Consider the following 16,150-nt stretch of genomic DNA (forward strand, 5'->3'; position numbering starts at 1 on the left):
TCCCGTTCCTCTGGCGTCGTGAGTGCGGGTTCGGATTGCGTGCTGTGCTATGATTCGCGCCCATTGCATCGCGATCAGGCGGGAACGGGATCATGTCACAACTTAAGGTTTTCGAAGGCGATTTCCACGCCGGGCATGCGCTTTTCGGGATCGCCGTCACGCGCTTCAACGGCTTCATCGTGGAGCGCCTGCTGGAAGGTGCGCTGGATGCGCTCAAGCGTCACGGGGTGGCCGAGGCCAATATCGAGGTCGTGCGCGTGCCGGGCGCCTTCGAGCTGCCGCTGGTGGTGCAGTCGATGGCACGTCGCGAGCGCTATCACGCGATCATCGCCCTGGGGGCGGTGATTCGCGGCGCCACGCCGCACTTCGACTATGTCGCCAGTGAAAGCGCCAAGGGCCTGGCCGGCGTGTCGCTGCAGGTCGGCTTGCCGGTGATCAACGGCGTGCTGACCACGGACTCGATCGAGCAAGCCATCGAACGCGCCGGCACCAAGGCCGGCAACAAGGGCTGGGACGCCGGTATGGCGGCATTGGAAATGGTCAGCCTGCTGCGGCAGTTGAATGACTGAGCCTGAAGCCCCCCGTAAGACCGCCCGCCAGATCAACCGCGCACGCCATGCCGCGCGCCGGCTGGCGGTGCAGGCACTGTACCAGTGGCAGCTCACCGGCGATCACCCCAAGGACATCCTCGCCCAATTCCGCGAGGAGCGCCCGTTGGGAGACGCTGACATGGACTATTTCCGCGAACTGCTGCTGGGCGTGCCGGAACACGTCGAAGCGATCGACACGGCAGTCGAGCCGTATCTGGACCGCCCGCTGGACCGGGTAGACCCGGTCGAGCGCGCGATCCTCAGGCTCGCTGTCTACGAGATGATGCAGCGTCTGGACGTGCCCTACCGCGTGGTGATCAACGAGGCGGTGGACCTGGCCAAGGTCTTCGGCGCCGAGCAGGGGCACCGTTTCGTCAACGGTGTGCTCGACAAGGCCGTGCGCCAGCTGCGCTCGGTCGAGCTGGGCAGTCGCTGAGGCGGTCCGCCGCGCCGCCGCCATGTCCGGCGAATTCGAACTCATCAATCGCCACTTCAGGCGTCGCTCACCGCGTGACGACGTCGTGCTTGGCGTGGGCGATGATGCCGCACTGTTGCGACCGCCGGCCGGTCAGGTACTGGCGGCGACGGTTGATACCCTGATCGCCGGGGTGCATTTCCCCGAGCAGACGGACCCGGCCGACATCGGCTACAAGGCGCTGGCGGTCAACCTCAGCGACCTGGCCGCCATGGGCGCGGAGCCGACCTGGGTTACGCTTGCGCTTTCGCTGCCGCACGCCGACGAACACTGGCTGCACGCCTTCGCCGAAGGATTCCATGCACTGGCCGCCCGCCATCGGGTGGCTCTGGTCGGTGGCGATACCACGCGCGGCCCGCTCAGCATCACGGTGCAGGCGCTCGGCTGGGTGCCGGAGGGGCAGGCGCTGCGCCGCGACGGCGCGCGCCCGGGCGACGATCTCTACGTCACCGGCACGCTGGGCGACGCCGGACTGGGGCTGGCCGTGCTGCAGGGCCGGGCCCAAGTGGCAGCGCAATACCGTGCCGCGCTGCTCGAACGTCTCAACCGCCCAGAACCCCGCGTCGAGGCGGGTCTCGCCCTGCGCCGCCTGGCCAGTGCTGCGATCGATATCTCCGACGGGTTGGCCGCCGATCTCGGTCATCTGCTGGCGGCAAGCGGCGTCGGTGCGCTGGTGGAGCTGCCCAGTCTTCCGCGCGGCGATGCCGTGCTCGTAGCCGATCCTCACGGACAGCTGGCGATGACCGCCGGCGACGATTATGAACTCGCCTTCACCCTCCCGCCGGGGCGCGAGGGGGAACTGGCCGCACTGGCCGGGCGATTGCCGCCGGTGACCCGGATCGGTCGCATCGAGGCCTCGCCGGGTCTGCGCCTCGTCGACGCCGTGGGCGATCCCGTCGCCTTCAGCCTGCAAGGTTACGACCACTTTCGGGAATTCTGACCCATGCGACCCTTCGAACAGCCGCCCGCCCGTACCGTATTCGGCCACCCGGCCCATTTCCTTGCCTTCGGTTTCGGTTCCGGCCTGTCGCCGGTGGCACCCGGCACTGCCGGGACGCTCGTGGCGATTCCGCTCTATCTGCTGCTCGAGCAGCTGCCGCTTGTCGGCTATATCGCGGTGACGCTGTTCGCCATGGTGGCCGGTTTCTGGATCTGCGGGCGCTCCTCGGCGCTGCTCGGCGTGCACGATCACCGCGGCATCGTCTGGGACGAGATTGTCGGTTACTTCATTACCATGGCGGCGGCGCCGCGCGGCTGGGCCTGGGTGCTGGCAGGCTTCGTGCTGTTCCGCATTTTCGATGTGCTCAAGCCCTGGCCGGCCAACTGGGCCGACCGGCAGCTGCACGGCGGCGTCGGCATCGTCATGGACGACGTGTTTGCCGGGATCTACGCCCTGATCGTGATGCAGGTCGCGGCGCACTCGGGCTGGTTCTAGGCTCCAGGCATGGCCGCCCCGCTGCGCGCCGGGCCGCGGGTTTGCTACTATCCCGGCCTTTCCCGAACCGAACCGAACTGCCATGACCGTCCGCACCCGCTTCGCCCCCAGTCCGACCGGCTACCTGCATATCGGCGGCGCGCGCACCGCGCTGTTTTCCTGGCTGCATGCCCGCAAGCACGGTGGCGTCTTCGTGCTGCGTATCGAGGACACCGACCTGGAGCGCTCCACGCCCGAATCCGTGAACGCGATTCTCGAGGGCATGGCCTGGCTGGGGCTGGAGTACGACGAAGGGCCGTTCTACCAGACCCAGCGCTTCGACCGCTACAAGGAAGTGGTGCAGCAGCTGCTCGACGCAGGGCATGCGTATCACTGCTATTGCAGCCGCGAGGAGCTGGACGAGATGCGCGAGGCGCAGCGCGCGCGCGGCGAGAAGCCGCGCTACGACGGCCGCTGCCGCAACCGTACGGCGCCGCGCGAGGGCGTCGATCCGGTCGTGCGTTTCCGCAATCCGACCGAGGGCAAGGTGGTGGTCGACGACCTCATCCACGGCCCCATCGTGTTCGACAACGCCGAGCTGGACGATCTCATCATCGCCCGCTCGGACGGCACGCCGACCTACAACCTCACCGTGGTGGTCGACGACATGGACATGGCCATCACCCACGTCGTGCGCGGCGATGACCACATCAACAACACCCCGCGGCAGATCAACATCCTGCGCGCACTGGGAGCCGAGACCCCGCACTATGCCCACGTCGCCATGATCCTCGGCGAGGACGGCAAGAAGCTGTCCAAGCGGACCGGCGCGGCCAGCGTGATGGAATACCGCGACATGGGGCTGCTGCCCGAGGCGGTGCTCAACTACCTCGTCCGCCTGGGCTGGTCGCACGGCGACCAGGAGGTCTTCAGCCTCGACGAGATGATCGAGCTGTTCGATCTCAACGCGGTGAACAAGGCCGCTTCGGCGCTGAATCACCAGAAGCTCCTGTGGCTGAACCAGCACTACTTCAAGACCAGCCCGCCGGAGCATGTGGCGCGTCACCTGAGCTGGCACCTGGGGCAGCTGGGCGTCGACCCGAGCGCGGGTCCGGCGCTGGAAAGCGTGGTCGAGGCCCTGCGCGAACGCGCCAAGACTCTGGTCGAGATGGCTGAGTCCAGCGTGATCTTCTACCGCGATTTCGAGACCTACGAGGAAAAGGCCGCCGCCAAGCACCTGACCGTGGCGGCAGAGCCCGTACTCAGGGCGCTGCACGAGGCCCTAGCGGTGTTGCCCGAGTGGGTCGCGTCGGAGATCCACGGTGTCGTCGAGCGGGTGGCGGGCCATCTGGAGCTGGGCATAGGCAAGGTCGCCCAGCCGTTGCGTGTGGCCTGTACCGGCGCCGGCGTATCGCCGCCCATCGACCAGACGCTGGTGCTGCTGGGCCGCGAGCGCAGTCTCGCGGGCATCGCGCGTGCGCTGGAATATATTGCAGATCATCGGGGTTGACGGTTTCGGGGGCAGCATTTAAAGTACGCGCCTCCGTTCGCACGGGGCTATAGCTCAGCTGGGAGAGCGCCTGCATGGCATGCAGGAGGTCGGCGGTTCGATCCCGCCTAGCTCCACCAAATTTTGAGGGCGGAGAGCCGGAATGCGCCGTTTGGGTAGAGTCCTGGCATACCTGGGCGTGGCATTGACGGCGATCGGTATCATTGCCGGTTTTTACTACATGGTGCGCGGAGACGAACGGCCCGCGGAGTTTTTCTTCACCATTGTGCCGGTCGGGTTTCTGACCCTGTTTACCGGCGTGATGACCGCCCTGCTTTTCGGTCCGCGTCGCTGACGAAAAGAAGAAGACGTCAAGGCGAGCGTGACCAGTATCATTGTCCCCATCGTCTAGAGGCCCAGGACACCGCCCTTTCACGGCGGTAACAGGGGTTCGAATCCCCTTGGGGACGCCATACATGATCATCACGGGCCGGGCTGCGACTGCAGCCCGGCCCGTTTTTTTATGTGATTGAGTATTGGCTTATGAAATCAACGGCGAAGCGATTCAGTACATTCTTGGTAAATCTCAGAGCCCAGCGTTGATCTAAAACGGCAGGACTCGACCCCATGCGGCCACTCAGAATGAGCCCGGCTTTGTGGCAGAAAACTGGGGACAGCAGACGTTCGATCAATCAACATTCACACAGCGGCTTCACCTCAACAGCACCAACTCTGGCAAAGCATCCGCACCACAAAAGATGATTACGTTCTGCGCATAACGCCTTCCCAGTGACTTGGCCGCTTCAAGCGCCAGATTCAGCTGCGGATTTAATGCACACGCTGGGGTAAAGGATCGACTTGTAACTGTTATTCAGTTACCATCCGGCAAACCTACAGGTTCTCTAGATGTCCAAGCACAAGAAAACTCTTGAAAAGCTAAAGTCTCCACAGACACCGTCTGACCTGAAGTGGAGCGAGTTATCCGGACTTCTAAGGCACCTCGGCTATGAAGTTCTGAAGAACAGCGGTTCAAGGAGGAAGTTTATTAATAGGGAAACAAATGCATTGATCATCTGTCACGAACCACATCAACCAGAGTGCGTAGACAAGGGCTGCGTTGCTGATGTGGTTGAACACCTGAAAGCCAACAACATTATAAAGTCCGGAGACTGAGCATGGACTATATGACCTACAAGGGATACCACGGCTCCTGTGATACCGATATGGCTCAGGAAGTCTGCCGCGGGAAAATTCTTTTTATCGACGACCTGGTTACATATAAAGCTGATTCGGCCAAGGAGTTGCGGACTGCTTTTCATGAGGCAGTCGATGACTATATTGAAACGTGCAAACTTGTAGGCAAAGAGCCTCAAAAGCCTCTAAAAGGGCAATTCAATGTCCGAATCCCGAAAGAGTTGCACAGGGAAGCTTATCTTAGATCGATTCAAGATGATGTCTCACTGAATGAGGTGGTCGCACGATCAATGCGAGCATACCTGCACGGTAACCTAGAGGTTGTACATAATCACAAACATAATGTTTCCGTGACAATGGGTTCTCGAGAAGATTCACAGTGGCAAACAGGCCAGACCACCACAGCCAAAGATCTTGATTGGACCGGAGAGCATCATGCCAAGCACTAAACAGCCATCCCCCATTGTTTCTGAGACACCCTCACCAGTCGAACCACCTCTTATGCTGGCAGACTTAGCCAAGGTTTTGGTCCAACACTACCAATTGCATGAAGGGAAATATGATCTGTGGTTTGAATTCCAAATTGGGCTGGGAAATGTAGGACCAAATAAAGAACAGGCTTTCCCTGGAGCTGCTTTTGGTCTCAAGCGTGTGGGGCTTTCACCATCAAAAACTGATAATCCTTTCACGGTAGATGCTGCACTAGTCAACCCAAAGAAAGAGAAAAGACACCGCGGCCCTACCCCCAAGAAAGTCGGGGAATAGCCTTGTAGCATGGCAAGAGGCTATTCCCCGACTTACGGCAGTAAAATCTCATCCCGATCCCCGCCCTTAGTCTTCATCCCCTGAATCGCCACCAGTTCTCTAGGCATTTTTCGAGGCGTACTTTGTTTCTGCCGGATTATGACTGTTCTGCAATCAGAAGCAGGCGATCCAGAGACGTGATTGGAAAAAGGTGCGACGCCCGCTTTTGGCCGAGAGTCGCCGCATCACGCTACTCCTGCCGTTCACTTCTGGCGCTTCAGCATGTCGATCTGTTTGAGCAAAGCGTTCAGCTTGGCGTCGGAGGGGCGCGCGTAGGCAATATCTTCGGCGTAGATGGTGGCAAGCTGAGATTGCGCTTGGCGCAAGGCACTCAACTCAACTTGCGCTTCGGTTAAGAATCCTTTGTACACTGAGCCAGTCGGCTCGTATTGTGCGCAGGTAGTTTTTTTCTCGTATTGGCAGACCTGATAGATGGCCCGCAACACCCCGGGAGTCTGCTCCTGGATTGCGCGCAGTTTCTTGATCAGCCTGTCGCCCCTGTCTTGAATCATCTGGTTAGTGTGGACGAGCACCTTGAGTGCGCCCGCGGACCCGTAGTTGACGCCGAACTTGGTCCCATCCGCGTTGATGCAAGCGCGTGGTAAATACCATCCGTGATCTGGTATATGTGCCTCAGCATTCATCCGCTCCAATGCTCGCACGCACACTTGATCGTTCCTAATGCCGCGATCATAGAAGGCACGCACGTCAGCCTGGCGCGCTCGGTGCACGGAGACGCTATCGTGGTATTGTTTGGCCGCCTTCATAAAGCGTTTCAGCTTAGAGTAATAAGCCTTGGCTTCGCGCATCTGTAGGATGAGCCAGTCATACCGCATTCGCGTGGCTTGATACTGCGACTGCGTGGCCTGGCGAAAGGTGAGCACGTGGGCGCCAATGCCTAGCTGGAGATCCAGTCCCAGCGTTCCGGTCCAGGTGGCGGCGGCAACATGCAGGGCCACCGTCGAGCCATCGACCTGCCCATGCACGTTCGCCATCTGTTCGTGCGTCGTGAGTGAAGGATCGGCGCTCGTGTCGATCATGGTGCCGAGCACCTTTCCCCCTGAGACTTCGGCCAGGCGTAGAGCGATGATGCCGGTGGTGTCATGGTAAACCCATAGCCCGGTGATCGAGCTGGCCGCGGCCACCTGGCCTGCCAGCATCAGGCTGGTGAGATATACCCACAGCAGGGCCATGACCATCCTAATCGTCATAGTTGCCTTCATTTGCATCAAGCGAAGGAAAGAGCCCTGATGATAGCCCGGGCAAGGACATTCGCGTTCGGCCTATTATGTATCTGACACTTTGCCTGAATACCCGCGACAGCCATTCCCTAATTTAGCCTATTTATTCCTTGGTGTTCGCCAATATCCATCCAGCATGACGGCGGCCTTATCCCATGGATAGACTAATGACTGGTTCCCGTTGCAATGCAGCCGTCCAACGGCTTGATCTGGAAGGAATATGGACGGCCGGATATGGCCGATAGCAGTCTCGCAGGATACCCAATCAATTCCGATCCAATTCAAGGATGGAGCGCTGTGATGTCAGCGTCTGGTTTCCGAACTGGATTCCGGATACCCGCTCTCTATCGCTCATTCTTGTGGTGTCCCGACATGTTTGCTTTTTCACCCACTGATGCTTGTGCGTCAGGCCGATCGGTCAGCGTGCCGAGGAAGGCGACGATGTCCTGCATGTCGCGGCGGGTGAGGGCGGGGTGTTCGCCGGCGTGGCGGTTGAGGGGCGGGTCGACGGTATCGACGTTGCCGCGGTCGGCGGCCGGGAGGTCGTTGAATTTCTCGACGCGGCCCTGTGCGTCGCGCGGATAGATCCGTTCTGGGTCGGTATCGCGGAAGTTGTAGAACGCCAGCACTTGCATCAGGGTGTGGTAGACCCCGTTGTGGAAGAACGTGTGGCGCGTGGCAACGTTGCGCAGCGTGGGCGTGAGGAACAGGCCGCAATATCGGTGCTGCCGGGCAAGATCCTTGCGGAAGGGCCCGCATAGACCGAGGTCGTAGTAGTGCGGATTCCGGTTGGCCGGGATGGCGGGGTTGCGCGGCACGCCGAGCGCCTCGTACTGATGGTCGGTGAAGAGCGGCGGCAGGCCGTCGGGTGTCGGTCGGTCCACATGACAGGCCGCGCAGTCGCCCTTGGCGGGATCGTTGAACAGGAGATAGCCGCGCAGTTCGGCATCGTCCAGTCGGGCCTTGCCGGCCAGCCAGGCGTCGTAGCGGCTGCGGTAGGGGTGGAAGCTCGGGTCCTCGATCTGGTAGCGGGCGAGCGCCAAAAGCGCCTCGGACACCAGGAAATTCGGATTGTCGAAGATGCCGGGGCCGAACAGGCGACGGAAATCACCGGCATAGGGCGAGACGGCGAGCCGTGCGGCGACCTGCTGCGGCGAACCCGCGTCCATCTCGAAGGTGTTGAACAGCGGTCCGTCGGCCTGCTGCTGCAGGGTATTGACGCGTCCGTCCCAGAACAGACCGCCCTGTGGCACGAGGTTGTGCGCGGTGCCGGCGGTGTCTCCGGCGGTCTTGGTCAGACGTGGGGCGCCGACGCTGCGCACGATCTTCTGGCGCAGGGTGAGGGTCTCGTTGACCGCGTTGTCAGGCCCGACGCTGAACGGTGGTTGTCGTTCCAGGTACATCAGGCTGGGTACGGCACGGTAACCGGGGGACTGACCGTCCGGGCCGCCGAGCATGACCGCAGCGTTGCCCGGCGGGCCAAAGGCATGCTGCGGGCTGTGGCAGCTGGCGCAGGACATGCGTCCGGAGCCGGACAGGGTGCGGTCGTAGAAGAGGTCCCGGCCTAGCCGGGCCATGGCCGACAGCGGCGCGACGGGTGGGCGCATCAGGCGGATCGGGTGCGGGTTCTCGCCGTGGGCAAGGCGCCAGGTGTCGGCGGGGTGGTGCAGCCAGGCGGCGAGCGGAATCAGCGGGTAGAAGGCGACGACGGGTTCGATCAACGCATAGGCGCCGGCGAGCAGCGCGAATACGGCCGCGACACCCAGCGTGCGGCGCAGCCGGCGGCTCGGTCGGTCGTGACGAAACATGTCGCGCGAAGCCGTGGCCCGGCACCGCGTCGCTGCGGTGCCGGGCCGGTCGGGATCAGCTGTGGACGACCGGCGTGCCGGTCTTTTCGTTCAGGAACAGCTTGGGCGCGTCGCCTTTGCCGGTGAAGTCGAACATGTCCATGATGCTGCCCGCGCTGGCGTCGAACGAGCCGCCGCCGAGGCGCGTGCCGCCGAGCCAGTTGTCCTCGATGAAGCGCACCACCGAGGCCTGCGAGATACGCGTGTGGGCCACGTAGTTCTGCTTGGCCCAGGGCGAGATCACCAGGAAGGGGATGCGCGTGCCGGGGCCGCAACGGCCGTTGACCGGCTTGCCGCGCAGGCCCGCCATCGGCGTGCCGCGTCCGCAATGGCCGGCGCCGTCGAGCTGGTCGGCCTGCGGGTCGAAGGACGGGTTGGTGGTGTAGGCGAAGGCATGGTCGTACCAGCCGTCGGAGTCGTCCCAGGTCACGATCACGGCGGTGTCCTTCCAGCCGGGCTGGTGCTCGAGGAAGTTAACCACGCGGGTGACGAAGGCCTGTTCGTCCAGCGGATCGGAATACCCGGCGTGGCCGTCCTCGTAGGCCGGCGCCTTGAGGTAGCTCACCGCCGGGTAGTTGCCCGCCTTGACCGCGGCGAAGAAGTCGCGCAGCGCGTACTCGTGGTTGGCCGGATCGCGCTTGTGCGTGCCGGGTTCGTAGGTGCGGCCGATGGCGGCGATCGAGCTGGGTCGCGCGTGGGTCGGATTGGCGGTCGACTTGAAGTACTGGAACCAGTCGTGGTGCGGGATGTAGTCCTTCACAGTGCGGTGTACGGTGGCCGAATAGGTGCTGCGCCCGCAGCCGGTGGTGCCGTTGGCGTTCTTGGCCTTGAGGTCGAAGCCGCCCATGAAGCCGCCCCAGGTGACGTCCTTGGCGTTGAGCAGGTCGCCGATGTTGCGGCCTTCAAGCATCACTTGGTTCTTGGCGTTGGAACACACGTCGTAGGCCGGATCGACGTCGTTGATCAGGGTGTAGCCGCCCTGGCCGTCCTTGATGTAATAGGAGTGGGCGTCCATGCGGAACGGCTTGTGCGTGGTGTGCACGAGCCTGAGTCCGTCGGTCTGCCCCGAGACCACTTCCAGTGCGCCCGGCGTCGACGGGCCGTAGGTGTCGGTATAGGCGTTGTCGCTCATGGCGAAGTGCTGGGCGTACTGCCACATGGCCATCACCGTGTTGCCGTCGAAATAACCCATGACCTGGCCCTTGGTGCCGAAGGCGCCGGCGCCGCCGGACGTAGCCTTGCCGGTGTATTTCGGGAACAGGTCGGCCTTGCCGCCGTCGTAGGCCATCTGCTCGGCGGTGTAGGCGTGATTCTGGTCGGCGGTCGCCGCCTGCGTGCGGTCGAGACGGAAGGGCTCGGCGGCGTCCGCGCCGTTGACCGGGTTGAGTGCGTTGGGGTTGTGTGTCAGCAGTCCCGTACGGGCGAGGTTGTTCACCTCGGGCGTGCCCGGCAGCGCATGGAAGGCCGGCTCGCCCGGTGGGTTGGTGGCCTTGGGGTAGGTCGCGAAGTAGTGATCGAAGGAGACGTTCTCCTGGTAGATCACCACGAGATGTTTGATCGGGGTTAGGGTGTCGGCGTGCGCCGTTCCGGATGCGAGCAGTAGCATGGGGACGAGGGCGTGGGCGAAGCGCATGTTTATTCTCCTGTTTTGTCCATGGCGCGATAGCATCCCTTCATGGAGGTGACATGGACTTGCGGTGTCCGGGGCGGGGTGCAGTGGCGCCGCACAGCATGAGGCCAGTGTGTGATGTTTTTATTTCGCGCCCAACGTAACGAGGTCCGTCCGGCCGGGGGAGCGTCGGCACTGCAGTACATTACCGTCGGGACTAGCGATAGGAACGAAGGCCGTGGACAGGCATTCGGGATGCTGGATTCTCAGGAATGCGCTTGGGAAATCCCTGCGTGCTTAATTACGCGCAGGGGCACGGCCGGCTACACCCTGAATTTCGATACGAGCTGCTGCAATTCCGCCGCCAGGGTTGACATTTTCCTGCCAGCTTCGGCGATCTGATGAGCGGATTCCTCGGTCTGCTCTGTCGCGAGACTGATATTGGAAATGTTTTTATTCATTTCCTGAGAGACAGAGCTCTGTTCCTCGGCCGCGGTGGCAATTTGCGAGGTCATGTTGGATATGGTGCCCACCGAGTTGGAAATGGCGGTCAGCCGGTCGCCCGAGGTGGCGGCGAGATCGACGCTTTGCCCAACGGTTTTCTGACTGGCGGTCATGGCCTGTACGGCATTTTGTGCGGCGGTTTGCAGCGTGGATATCATGTTCTGAATTTCCTGGGTCGACTGCTGCGTCCGCGTCGCCAGGGTTCTGACTTCATCTGCCACCACGGCAAAACCCCTGCCGGCCTCCCCGGCGCGAGCGGCCTCAATGGCCGCATTCAATGCCAGGAGGTTGGTTTGATCGGTAATTTCACGTATCACGTCGAGGATGCTGCCGATATTGACGCTGCTTTCGTCGACCTGATGGATGACGTTGGAAACGTGTTCGATATCTCGCGCCACGGCGCGGATCGCCTGGACGGCTTCGCTCACGGCCTGATTGCCTTCGACAACGTCCTGATTGGCCTTATGGGCTGCGGATGCCGAGTCGTTGGCATTCTTGGCCACTTCATGCGAGGTGGCACTCATTTCATGCATCGCTGCCGCGATCTGGGATACCTCGGAGACCTGGTTTGATATCGCTGTTTCGGTATTTCCGATCGAGCCAGCCAGTTGTTCGGAGAATTCGGCAATACGCTCGGCCGACTGCGTCACGTTGTGCATGATTTCCTTGAGCTGGGCGCGCATGGCGTTCAGGCCGACGCACAATTGCCCGATCTCGTCGTTGCTGGTGTGGGTCAGATCCTTGCCACCGAGGTCGCCGGCAGCAATGCGCTTGAGTTCGGAGGATACGACCGGGATTTTCCTGATCGTGCGGGTGAGCAGGACGGCGACGACGGCGAGCAGTGCGATCATGGCCACGAAGGTGATCAGCAGCGTCCATTGCGTTCCGACGACGGCGTGTCGTTGCTGCAGCAGCAGATGGTGCGCCTTGTTCTGGGCGTCCCTGACGAAGGGGTCGACGACGTTGAACAGGGCGCTGGCAGCCTGATCGAAGCTGTCCATCATTCGATTGCCGGCATCGGTTCCCTGATTGACGTAGGCGTCGGCCATTTTTTCGCCGACCTGATAGTAACGATTGAATTTCTCGAGCATCTCGGCGTACTGCGCCTTGTTTTCGGGCGATAGCGCGCTCAGCTTGGCGATCAAATCTCGAAAGCGACCGGCATACTGATTCGCCGATTTGATATCGTCACGCAGACTGTCTGCCTGACGAGTCGCGCCGGCATCGGAGAAAAACTGCTGCACCTGGATTACGGAGATCTGCATTTCGTATGCATACTCCATCGTGGGGATATCCAGGTCACGCAATTTGGCGCTGTCCGTGCGTATGCCGTTGGTGTTGTACAGGATGAACGTCGCGGCAATCAGCATGGTCACGGCCACTGCAAGGCCCATGATGGCGAATTTGAACACAAGCGATGCGTTTTTCATGGATCGCCCCGTTCGTATAGTTATGGTTTGAATCGCCCGGCTGTTCTGGGACGTGGAGTTCATTTCTAAAAAGGTTGTACGGTGCGCCTGCGGCCCTGCCGAGAACCTTTTGTCTTGGTTATAGCGTATCGGCCGCGACGTGCTTTTATTGAGTAGGGAGTTCGGCGTTGATGTGAACGTCCCGGTGGGAGCGCAACGCATTTTCTGGGAGAGCGGAACGGAGAGGAAGGCAGGTGCCTAAGGTGCTACAGGGGAGATGAGAAGGTTGGAATGGGTTTGCGGCGTGGTGCCGAGGAGAGGACTTGAACCTCCACGGGGTTTCCCCCACTAGCACCTGAAGCTAGCGCGTCTACCAATTTCGCCACCTCGGCATGGCAGCGTTGCCGCAAACGAGCGCGCAATCTACAGCGCCCCTTTCTTATTGTCAATCCATTATGATGCGGACATCGTATGCCCGCCCGCTGGGCGAAAGTCGGGCGCGGGCGATCGCTATTTAACATTGGAAGGTTATGAGTAAACGTAAAAAAACGACTTTGAAGGACCCCTATCAGGATCGCGAGGCGTCGAAATACGAACGCCCGATTCCCAGCCGCGAACTGATCCTGCAGGTGTTGGCCGAGGGCGAGGGGCCGATGCGATTCGACGATCTGTGCGCTGTTCTGCAGCTCAGCGAACCGGTCGACCTGGAAGCGTTGGATCGACGCCTGCGCGCGATGCAGCGTGACGGCCAGTTGGTGCGTAACCGGGTCGGGGCCTTTCTGCCGGTGACGGAAAAGGGGCTGATCCGCGGTCGTGTCATCGCGCATCCTGACGGTTTCGGATTCCTGGTGCCGGACGAGGGTGGTGACGATGTGTTCCTGTCGCCGCGGCAGATGAGTGGCTTGTTCCATGGCGACCGTGCCGTGGCCCGCGTGATGGGGCTGGATCACCGTGGCCGGCCCGAGGGTGCGGTGGTCGAGGTGCTCGAACGCAATACCCGCCAGGTCGTCGGACGTTTCAGCGAGGAGCGCGGCATGGGCTTCGTGGTGCCCGACAACAAGCGAATCCCGCTCAACGTGATGATCCCCCCGGACGACCGCGCCGGGGCGCGTCAGGGCCAGATCGTGCTGGCCGCGATCGTCGAACAGCCGACCAAGCATGCGCCGCCGATCGGGCGGGTGGTTGAGGTCCTGGGCGAGCACATGGACCCCGGCATGGAGATCGACATCGCGATCCGCAGCCACGAATTGCCGCATGAGTGGCCGGAGGCGGTGCTGGACGAAGCGCAGCGATTCGGTGACCGGGTGGCGTCGGGCGCCAAGCGCTACCGCGAGGATTTACGCGAAACGCCGCTGGTCACCATAGACGGCGAGGATGCCAAGGACTTCGACGACGCGGTCTACTGCGAACCGGACGGCGAGGACGGTTGGCGACTCGTCGTGGCGATTGCCGACGTGAGCCACTACGTCGCGCCGGACAGCGCTCTGGACAAGGAAGGCCGTTGCCGCGGTACCTCGGTCTATTTCCCCGGGCAGGTGATACCGATGCTGCCCGAGATGCTCTCCAACGGGCTTTGTTCGCTGAATCCCAAGGTCGACCGTCTTGCCATGGTGGCCGACATGCGTGTTTCGAAAGGAGGCGCGCTCAAGGACTTCCGGTTTTATGAGGCGGTGATTCGTTCTGCCGCGCGGCTGACCTATACCCAGGTGGCTGCGATGGTCGTGGCGCGCGACACCAAGGTTCGCGCGGCGCATGCCGGGCTGGTCGAGCATCTGGACAATCTGCATGCCCTGTTCCGCGCACTTGAAAAGGCGCGGCGCAGGCGCGGGGCGATCGATTTCGATACCCAGGAAACGCGCATCGTGTTCGGCGAGGGCCGCAAGATCGAGCGTATCGTGCCGGTACAGCGCAACGACGCCCATCGCCTGATCGAGGAGTGCATGATCCTGGCCAACGTGGCGGCTGCGCGTTTTCTGGCCAAGCACAAGATGCCGGCGCTGTATCGCATACACGGCGGCCCCAAGGCGGACCGGATCGACGAGCTGCGCGCCTTCCTGGCGGGGCTGGGGTTGAACCTCGGTGGCGGTGAGACACCCAAGCCCAAGGATTTCTCCGCGGTGCTCAAACTCGCCACAGCCCGGCCGGAGGCGGAACTGATCCAGACCATGCTGCTGCGCAGCCTGCAGCAGGCGGTCTACAGCCCGGACAACGAAGGGCATTTCGGATTGGCGCTGCCGGCCTATGCCCATTTTACTTCGCCGATCAGACGTTACCCGGATCTTCTGGTGCATCGCGCCATCCGCCACGTCCTGCAGGGCGGCAAGCCTGGTGATTTCGCCTATAACCGCAACGATATGGTCGGCCTGGGCGAGCACTGCTCGATGGCCGAGCGCCGCGCCGACGATGCGGTGCGCGATGCCGTCGACTGGCTCAAGTGCGAATTCATGCTCGACAAGGTCGGTCAGGTCTTCGAGGGCATGGTCAGCACGGTCACCGGTTTCGGTGTGTTCGTGCAGTTGCGCGACGTTTATGTCGAAGGGCTGGTCCACGTCACCGCGCTGAGCAACGACTACTACCGCTTCGATCCGGTGGGGCAATGCCTACGCGGTGAGCGCAGCGGGCGTGTCTACCGCATCGGCGACCGGCTGGACGTGCGGGTCGCCCGGGTGGATCTCGACGAGCGCAAGATTGATTTCGTGCCCGAGGAGGAAGTGCAACGAAAGACCAACGAGGAACCGGATAAATCGCCGCGACCCAAGCGTCGGCGCAAGTCGCGCAGGAGTCGTCGATGAGCGAGTTGCTCCACGGCATCAATGCCGTCGAGTCCGCTCTGCGCAACGATCCCGAGCGGGTCAAGACCCTGTGGCTGGACGATGCGCGCGACGATCGGCGTCTGCGTGCTTTGATCGAGCTGGCCGAGCAGGTAGGAGTTTCGGTCCAGTGCGCCTCGAAAAAGGCCTTGGATCGCCGTGTTCCAGACGGCCGACACCAGGGCGTAGTGGCCGATTACAATCCGCCGCCGCCGTTGGCAGAGAGCGAATTGCTGGCGCGCGTGGAGGCTGCGACGGAGCCCATGCTGCTGGTGCTCGACGGAGTGACGGACCCGCATAACCTGGGGGCCTGTCTGCGCACTGCCGCTGCGGCTGGTGCGCTGGCCGTGATCGCACCCCGCGACCGCGCGGCGTCGCTGACGCCGGCCGCGCGTAAGGCGGCCTCGGGCGCGGCCGATGTCGTGCCCTTCGTCCCGGTCGCGAATCTGGCACGCACCCTGTCCGCCTTGAAGTCGCTCGGTGTATGGGTCGTCGGGACGGCTGCCGATGCGCCGACCAGTCTGTATGCGCAGGACCTGACGGGAGCGCACGCCTTCGTACTGGGTGCAGAGGGAGATGGGCTGCGACGGCTTACCCGGGAGGCGTGCGATGCCGTGGTGAGCATCCCCCTCGCACTGGCGATGGAAAGTCTCAACGTGTCGGTGGCGGCCGGGGTCTGCCTGTTCGAGGCGGTGCGGCAGGCACGCTTTGCAGAGGCGTTTGAGTCAAATCGGTAATACCGCAGTATGTAAAGTCTATAGTTG

The 16,150-nt window shown here is 62.2% G+C and carries 15 protein-coding genes and 3 tRNA genes; 13 read left to right on the top strand and 5 right to left on the bottom strand.

All coding sequences use genetic code 11. The features are described 5' to 3' along the window. Positions 1 to 92 precede the first annotated feature (92 nt). The 11 genes from ribH to BJI67_RS16655 all read left to right on the top strand — a co-directional run bounded on the left by ribH (position 93) and on the right by BJI67_RS16655 (position 5,927). A complete protein-coding gene (ribH, locus tag BJI67_RS04780) occupies positions 93 to 569 on the top strand; it encodes a 6,7-dimethyl-8-ribityllumazine synthase (RefSeq protein WP_070072070.1) in 477 nt (158 codons plus the stop codon). Beyond that, positions 562 to 1,026 (top strand): transcription antitermination factor NusB, encoded by a 465-nt coding sequence (nusB, locus tag BJI67_RS04785; protein WP_070072071.1) that lies wholly within the window; start codon positions 562 to 564, stop codon positions 1,024 to 1,026. Before ribH ends, nusB begins: the two co-directional genes overlap by 8 nt. Before the next feature lie 22 nt (positions 1,027 to 1,048). After that, positions 1,049 to 2,005, top strand: a complete 957-nt coding sequence (thiL, locus tag BJI67_RS04790) for a thiamine-phosphate kinase (protein WP_070072072.1) — start codon at positions 1,049 to 1,051, stop codon at positions 2,003 to 2,005. Between the two features lie 3 nt (positions 2,006 to 2,008). Next, a complete protein-coding gene (locus BJI67_RS04795) occupies positions 2,009 to 2,500 on the top strand; it encodes a phosphatidylglycerophosphatase A family protein (RefSeq protein WP_070072073.1) in 492 nt (163 codons plus the stop codon). An 82-nt stretch (positions 2,501 to 2,582) separates the two neighbouring features. Continuing rightward, positions 2,583 to 3,989, top strand: a complete 1,407-nt coding sequence (gltX, locus tag BJI67_RS04800; protein ID WP_070072074.1) for a glutamate--tRNA ligase — start codon at positions 2,583 to 2,585, stop codon at positions 3,987 to 3,989. Positions 3,990 to 4,032: 43 nt separating this feature from the next. Then, positions 4,033 to 4,108 (top strand) — tRNA-Ala (locus BJI67_RS04805). Positions 4,109 to 4,131: 23 nt separating this feature from the next. Then, positions 4,132 to 4,323, top strand: coding sequence for a hypothetical protein (locus BJI67_RS04810; RefSeq protein WP_070072075.1), 192 nt, complete (start codon positions 4,132 to 4,134; stop codon positions 4,321 to 4,323). Between the two features lie 42 nt (positions 4,324 to 4,365). Further along, positions 4,366 to 4,441: transfer RNA gene (locus tag BJI67_RS04815), tRNA-Glu, on the top strand. A gap of 433 nt (positions 4,442 to 4,874) precedes the next feature. Then, positions 4,875 to 5,141 carry a type II toxin-antitoxin system HicA family toxin gene (locus BJI67_RS17290; RefSeq protein WP_156782028.1) on the top strand — a complete coding sequence of 89 codons (267 nt, stop codon included), beginning with the start codon at positions 4,875 to 4,877 and terminating at the stop codon, positions 5,139 to 5,141. 2 nt (positions 5,142 to 5,143) lie between these two features. Continuing rightward, a complete protein-coding gene (locus tag BJI67_RS04820) occupies positions 5,144 to 5,611 on the top strand; it encodes a type II toxin-antitoxin system HicB family antitoxin (protein ID WP_070072076.1) in 468 nt (155 codons plus the stop codon). After that, entirely contained in the window at positions 5,598 to 5,927 is a 330-nt protein-coding gene (locus BJI67_RS16655) for a hypothetical protein (protein ID WP_083250642.1), read from the top strand. The genes BJI67_RS04820 and BJI67_RS16655 overlap by 14 nt, the downstream gene beginning before the upstream one ends. Positions 5,928 to 6,169: 242 nt before the next feature. Here BJI67_RS16655 and BJI67_RS04825 read toward each other — a convergent pair whose 3' ends face one another. The 5 genes from BJI67_RS04825 to BJI67_RS04845 form a co-directional block, all read right to left on the bottom strand. Further along, a complete protein-coding gene (locus tag BJI67_RS04825; RefSeq protein ID WP_156782029.1) occupies positions 6,170 to 7,159 on the bottom strand; it encodes a hypothetical protein in 990 nt (329 codons plus the stop codon). Between the two features lie 392 nt (positions 7,160 to 7,551). Next, entirely contained in the window at positions 7,552 to 9,015 is a 1,464-nt protein-coding gene (locus tag BJI67_RS04830; RefSeq protein WP_070072078.1) for a cytochrome-c peroxidase, read from the bottom strand. A gap of 55 nt (positions 9,016 to 9,070) precedes the next feature. Further along, positions 9,071 to 10,687, bottom strand: a complete 1,617-nt coding sequence (locus tag BJI67_RS04835; RefSeq protein ID WP_197513310.1) for a phospholipase C — start codon at positions 10,685 to 10,687, stop codon at positions 9,071 to 9,073. Positions 10,688 to 10,986: 299 nt separating this feature from the next. After that, positions 10,987 to 12,798: a methyl-accepting chemotaxis protein gene (locus BJI67_RS04840; RefSeq protein WP_083250644.1), complete on the bottom strand. Its 1,812-nt coding sequence runs from the start codon at positions 12,796 to 12,798 to the stop codon at positions 10,987 to 10,989. A gap of 83 nt (positions 12,799 to 12,881) precedes the next feature. Continuing rightward, positions 12,882 to 12,968 (bottom strand) — tRNA-Leu (locus BJI67_RS04845). 138 nt (positions 12,969 to 13,106) lie between these two features. Here BJI67_RS04845 and rnr point away from each other — a divergent pair. Then, positions 13,107 to 15,368 (top strand): ribonuclease R, encoded by a 2,262-nt coding sequence (rnr, locus tag BJI67_RS04850; RefSeq protein WP_083250645.1) that lies wholly within the window; start codon positions 13,107 to 13,109, stop codon positions 15,366 to 15,368. Then, a complete protein-coding gene (gene rlmB, locus BJI67_RS04855) occupies positions 15,365 to 16,123 on the top strand; it encodes a 23S rRNA (guanosine(2251)-2'-O)-methyltransferase RlmB (protein WP_070072081.1) in 759 nt (252 codons plus the stop codon). Before rnr ends, rlmB begins: the two co-directional genes overlap by 4 nt. The last annotated feature ends 27 nt before the right edge of the window (positions 16,124 to 16,150 follow it).

The sequence above is a fragment of the Acidihalobacter aeolianus genome (genome assembly GCF_001753165.1).
GTDB lineage: Bacteria > Pseudomonadota > Gammaproteobacteria > DSM-5130 > Acidihalobacteraceae > Acidihalobacter > Acidihalobacter aeolianus.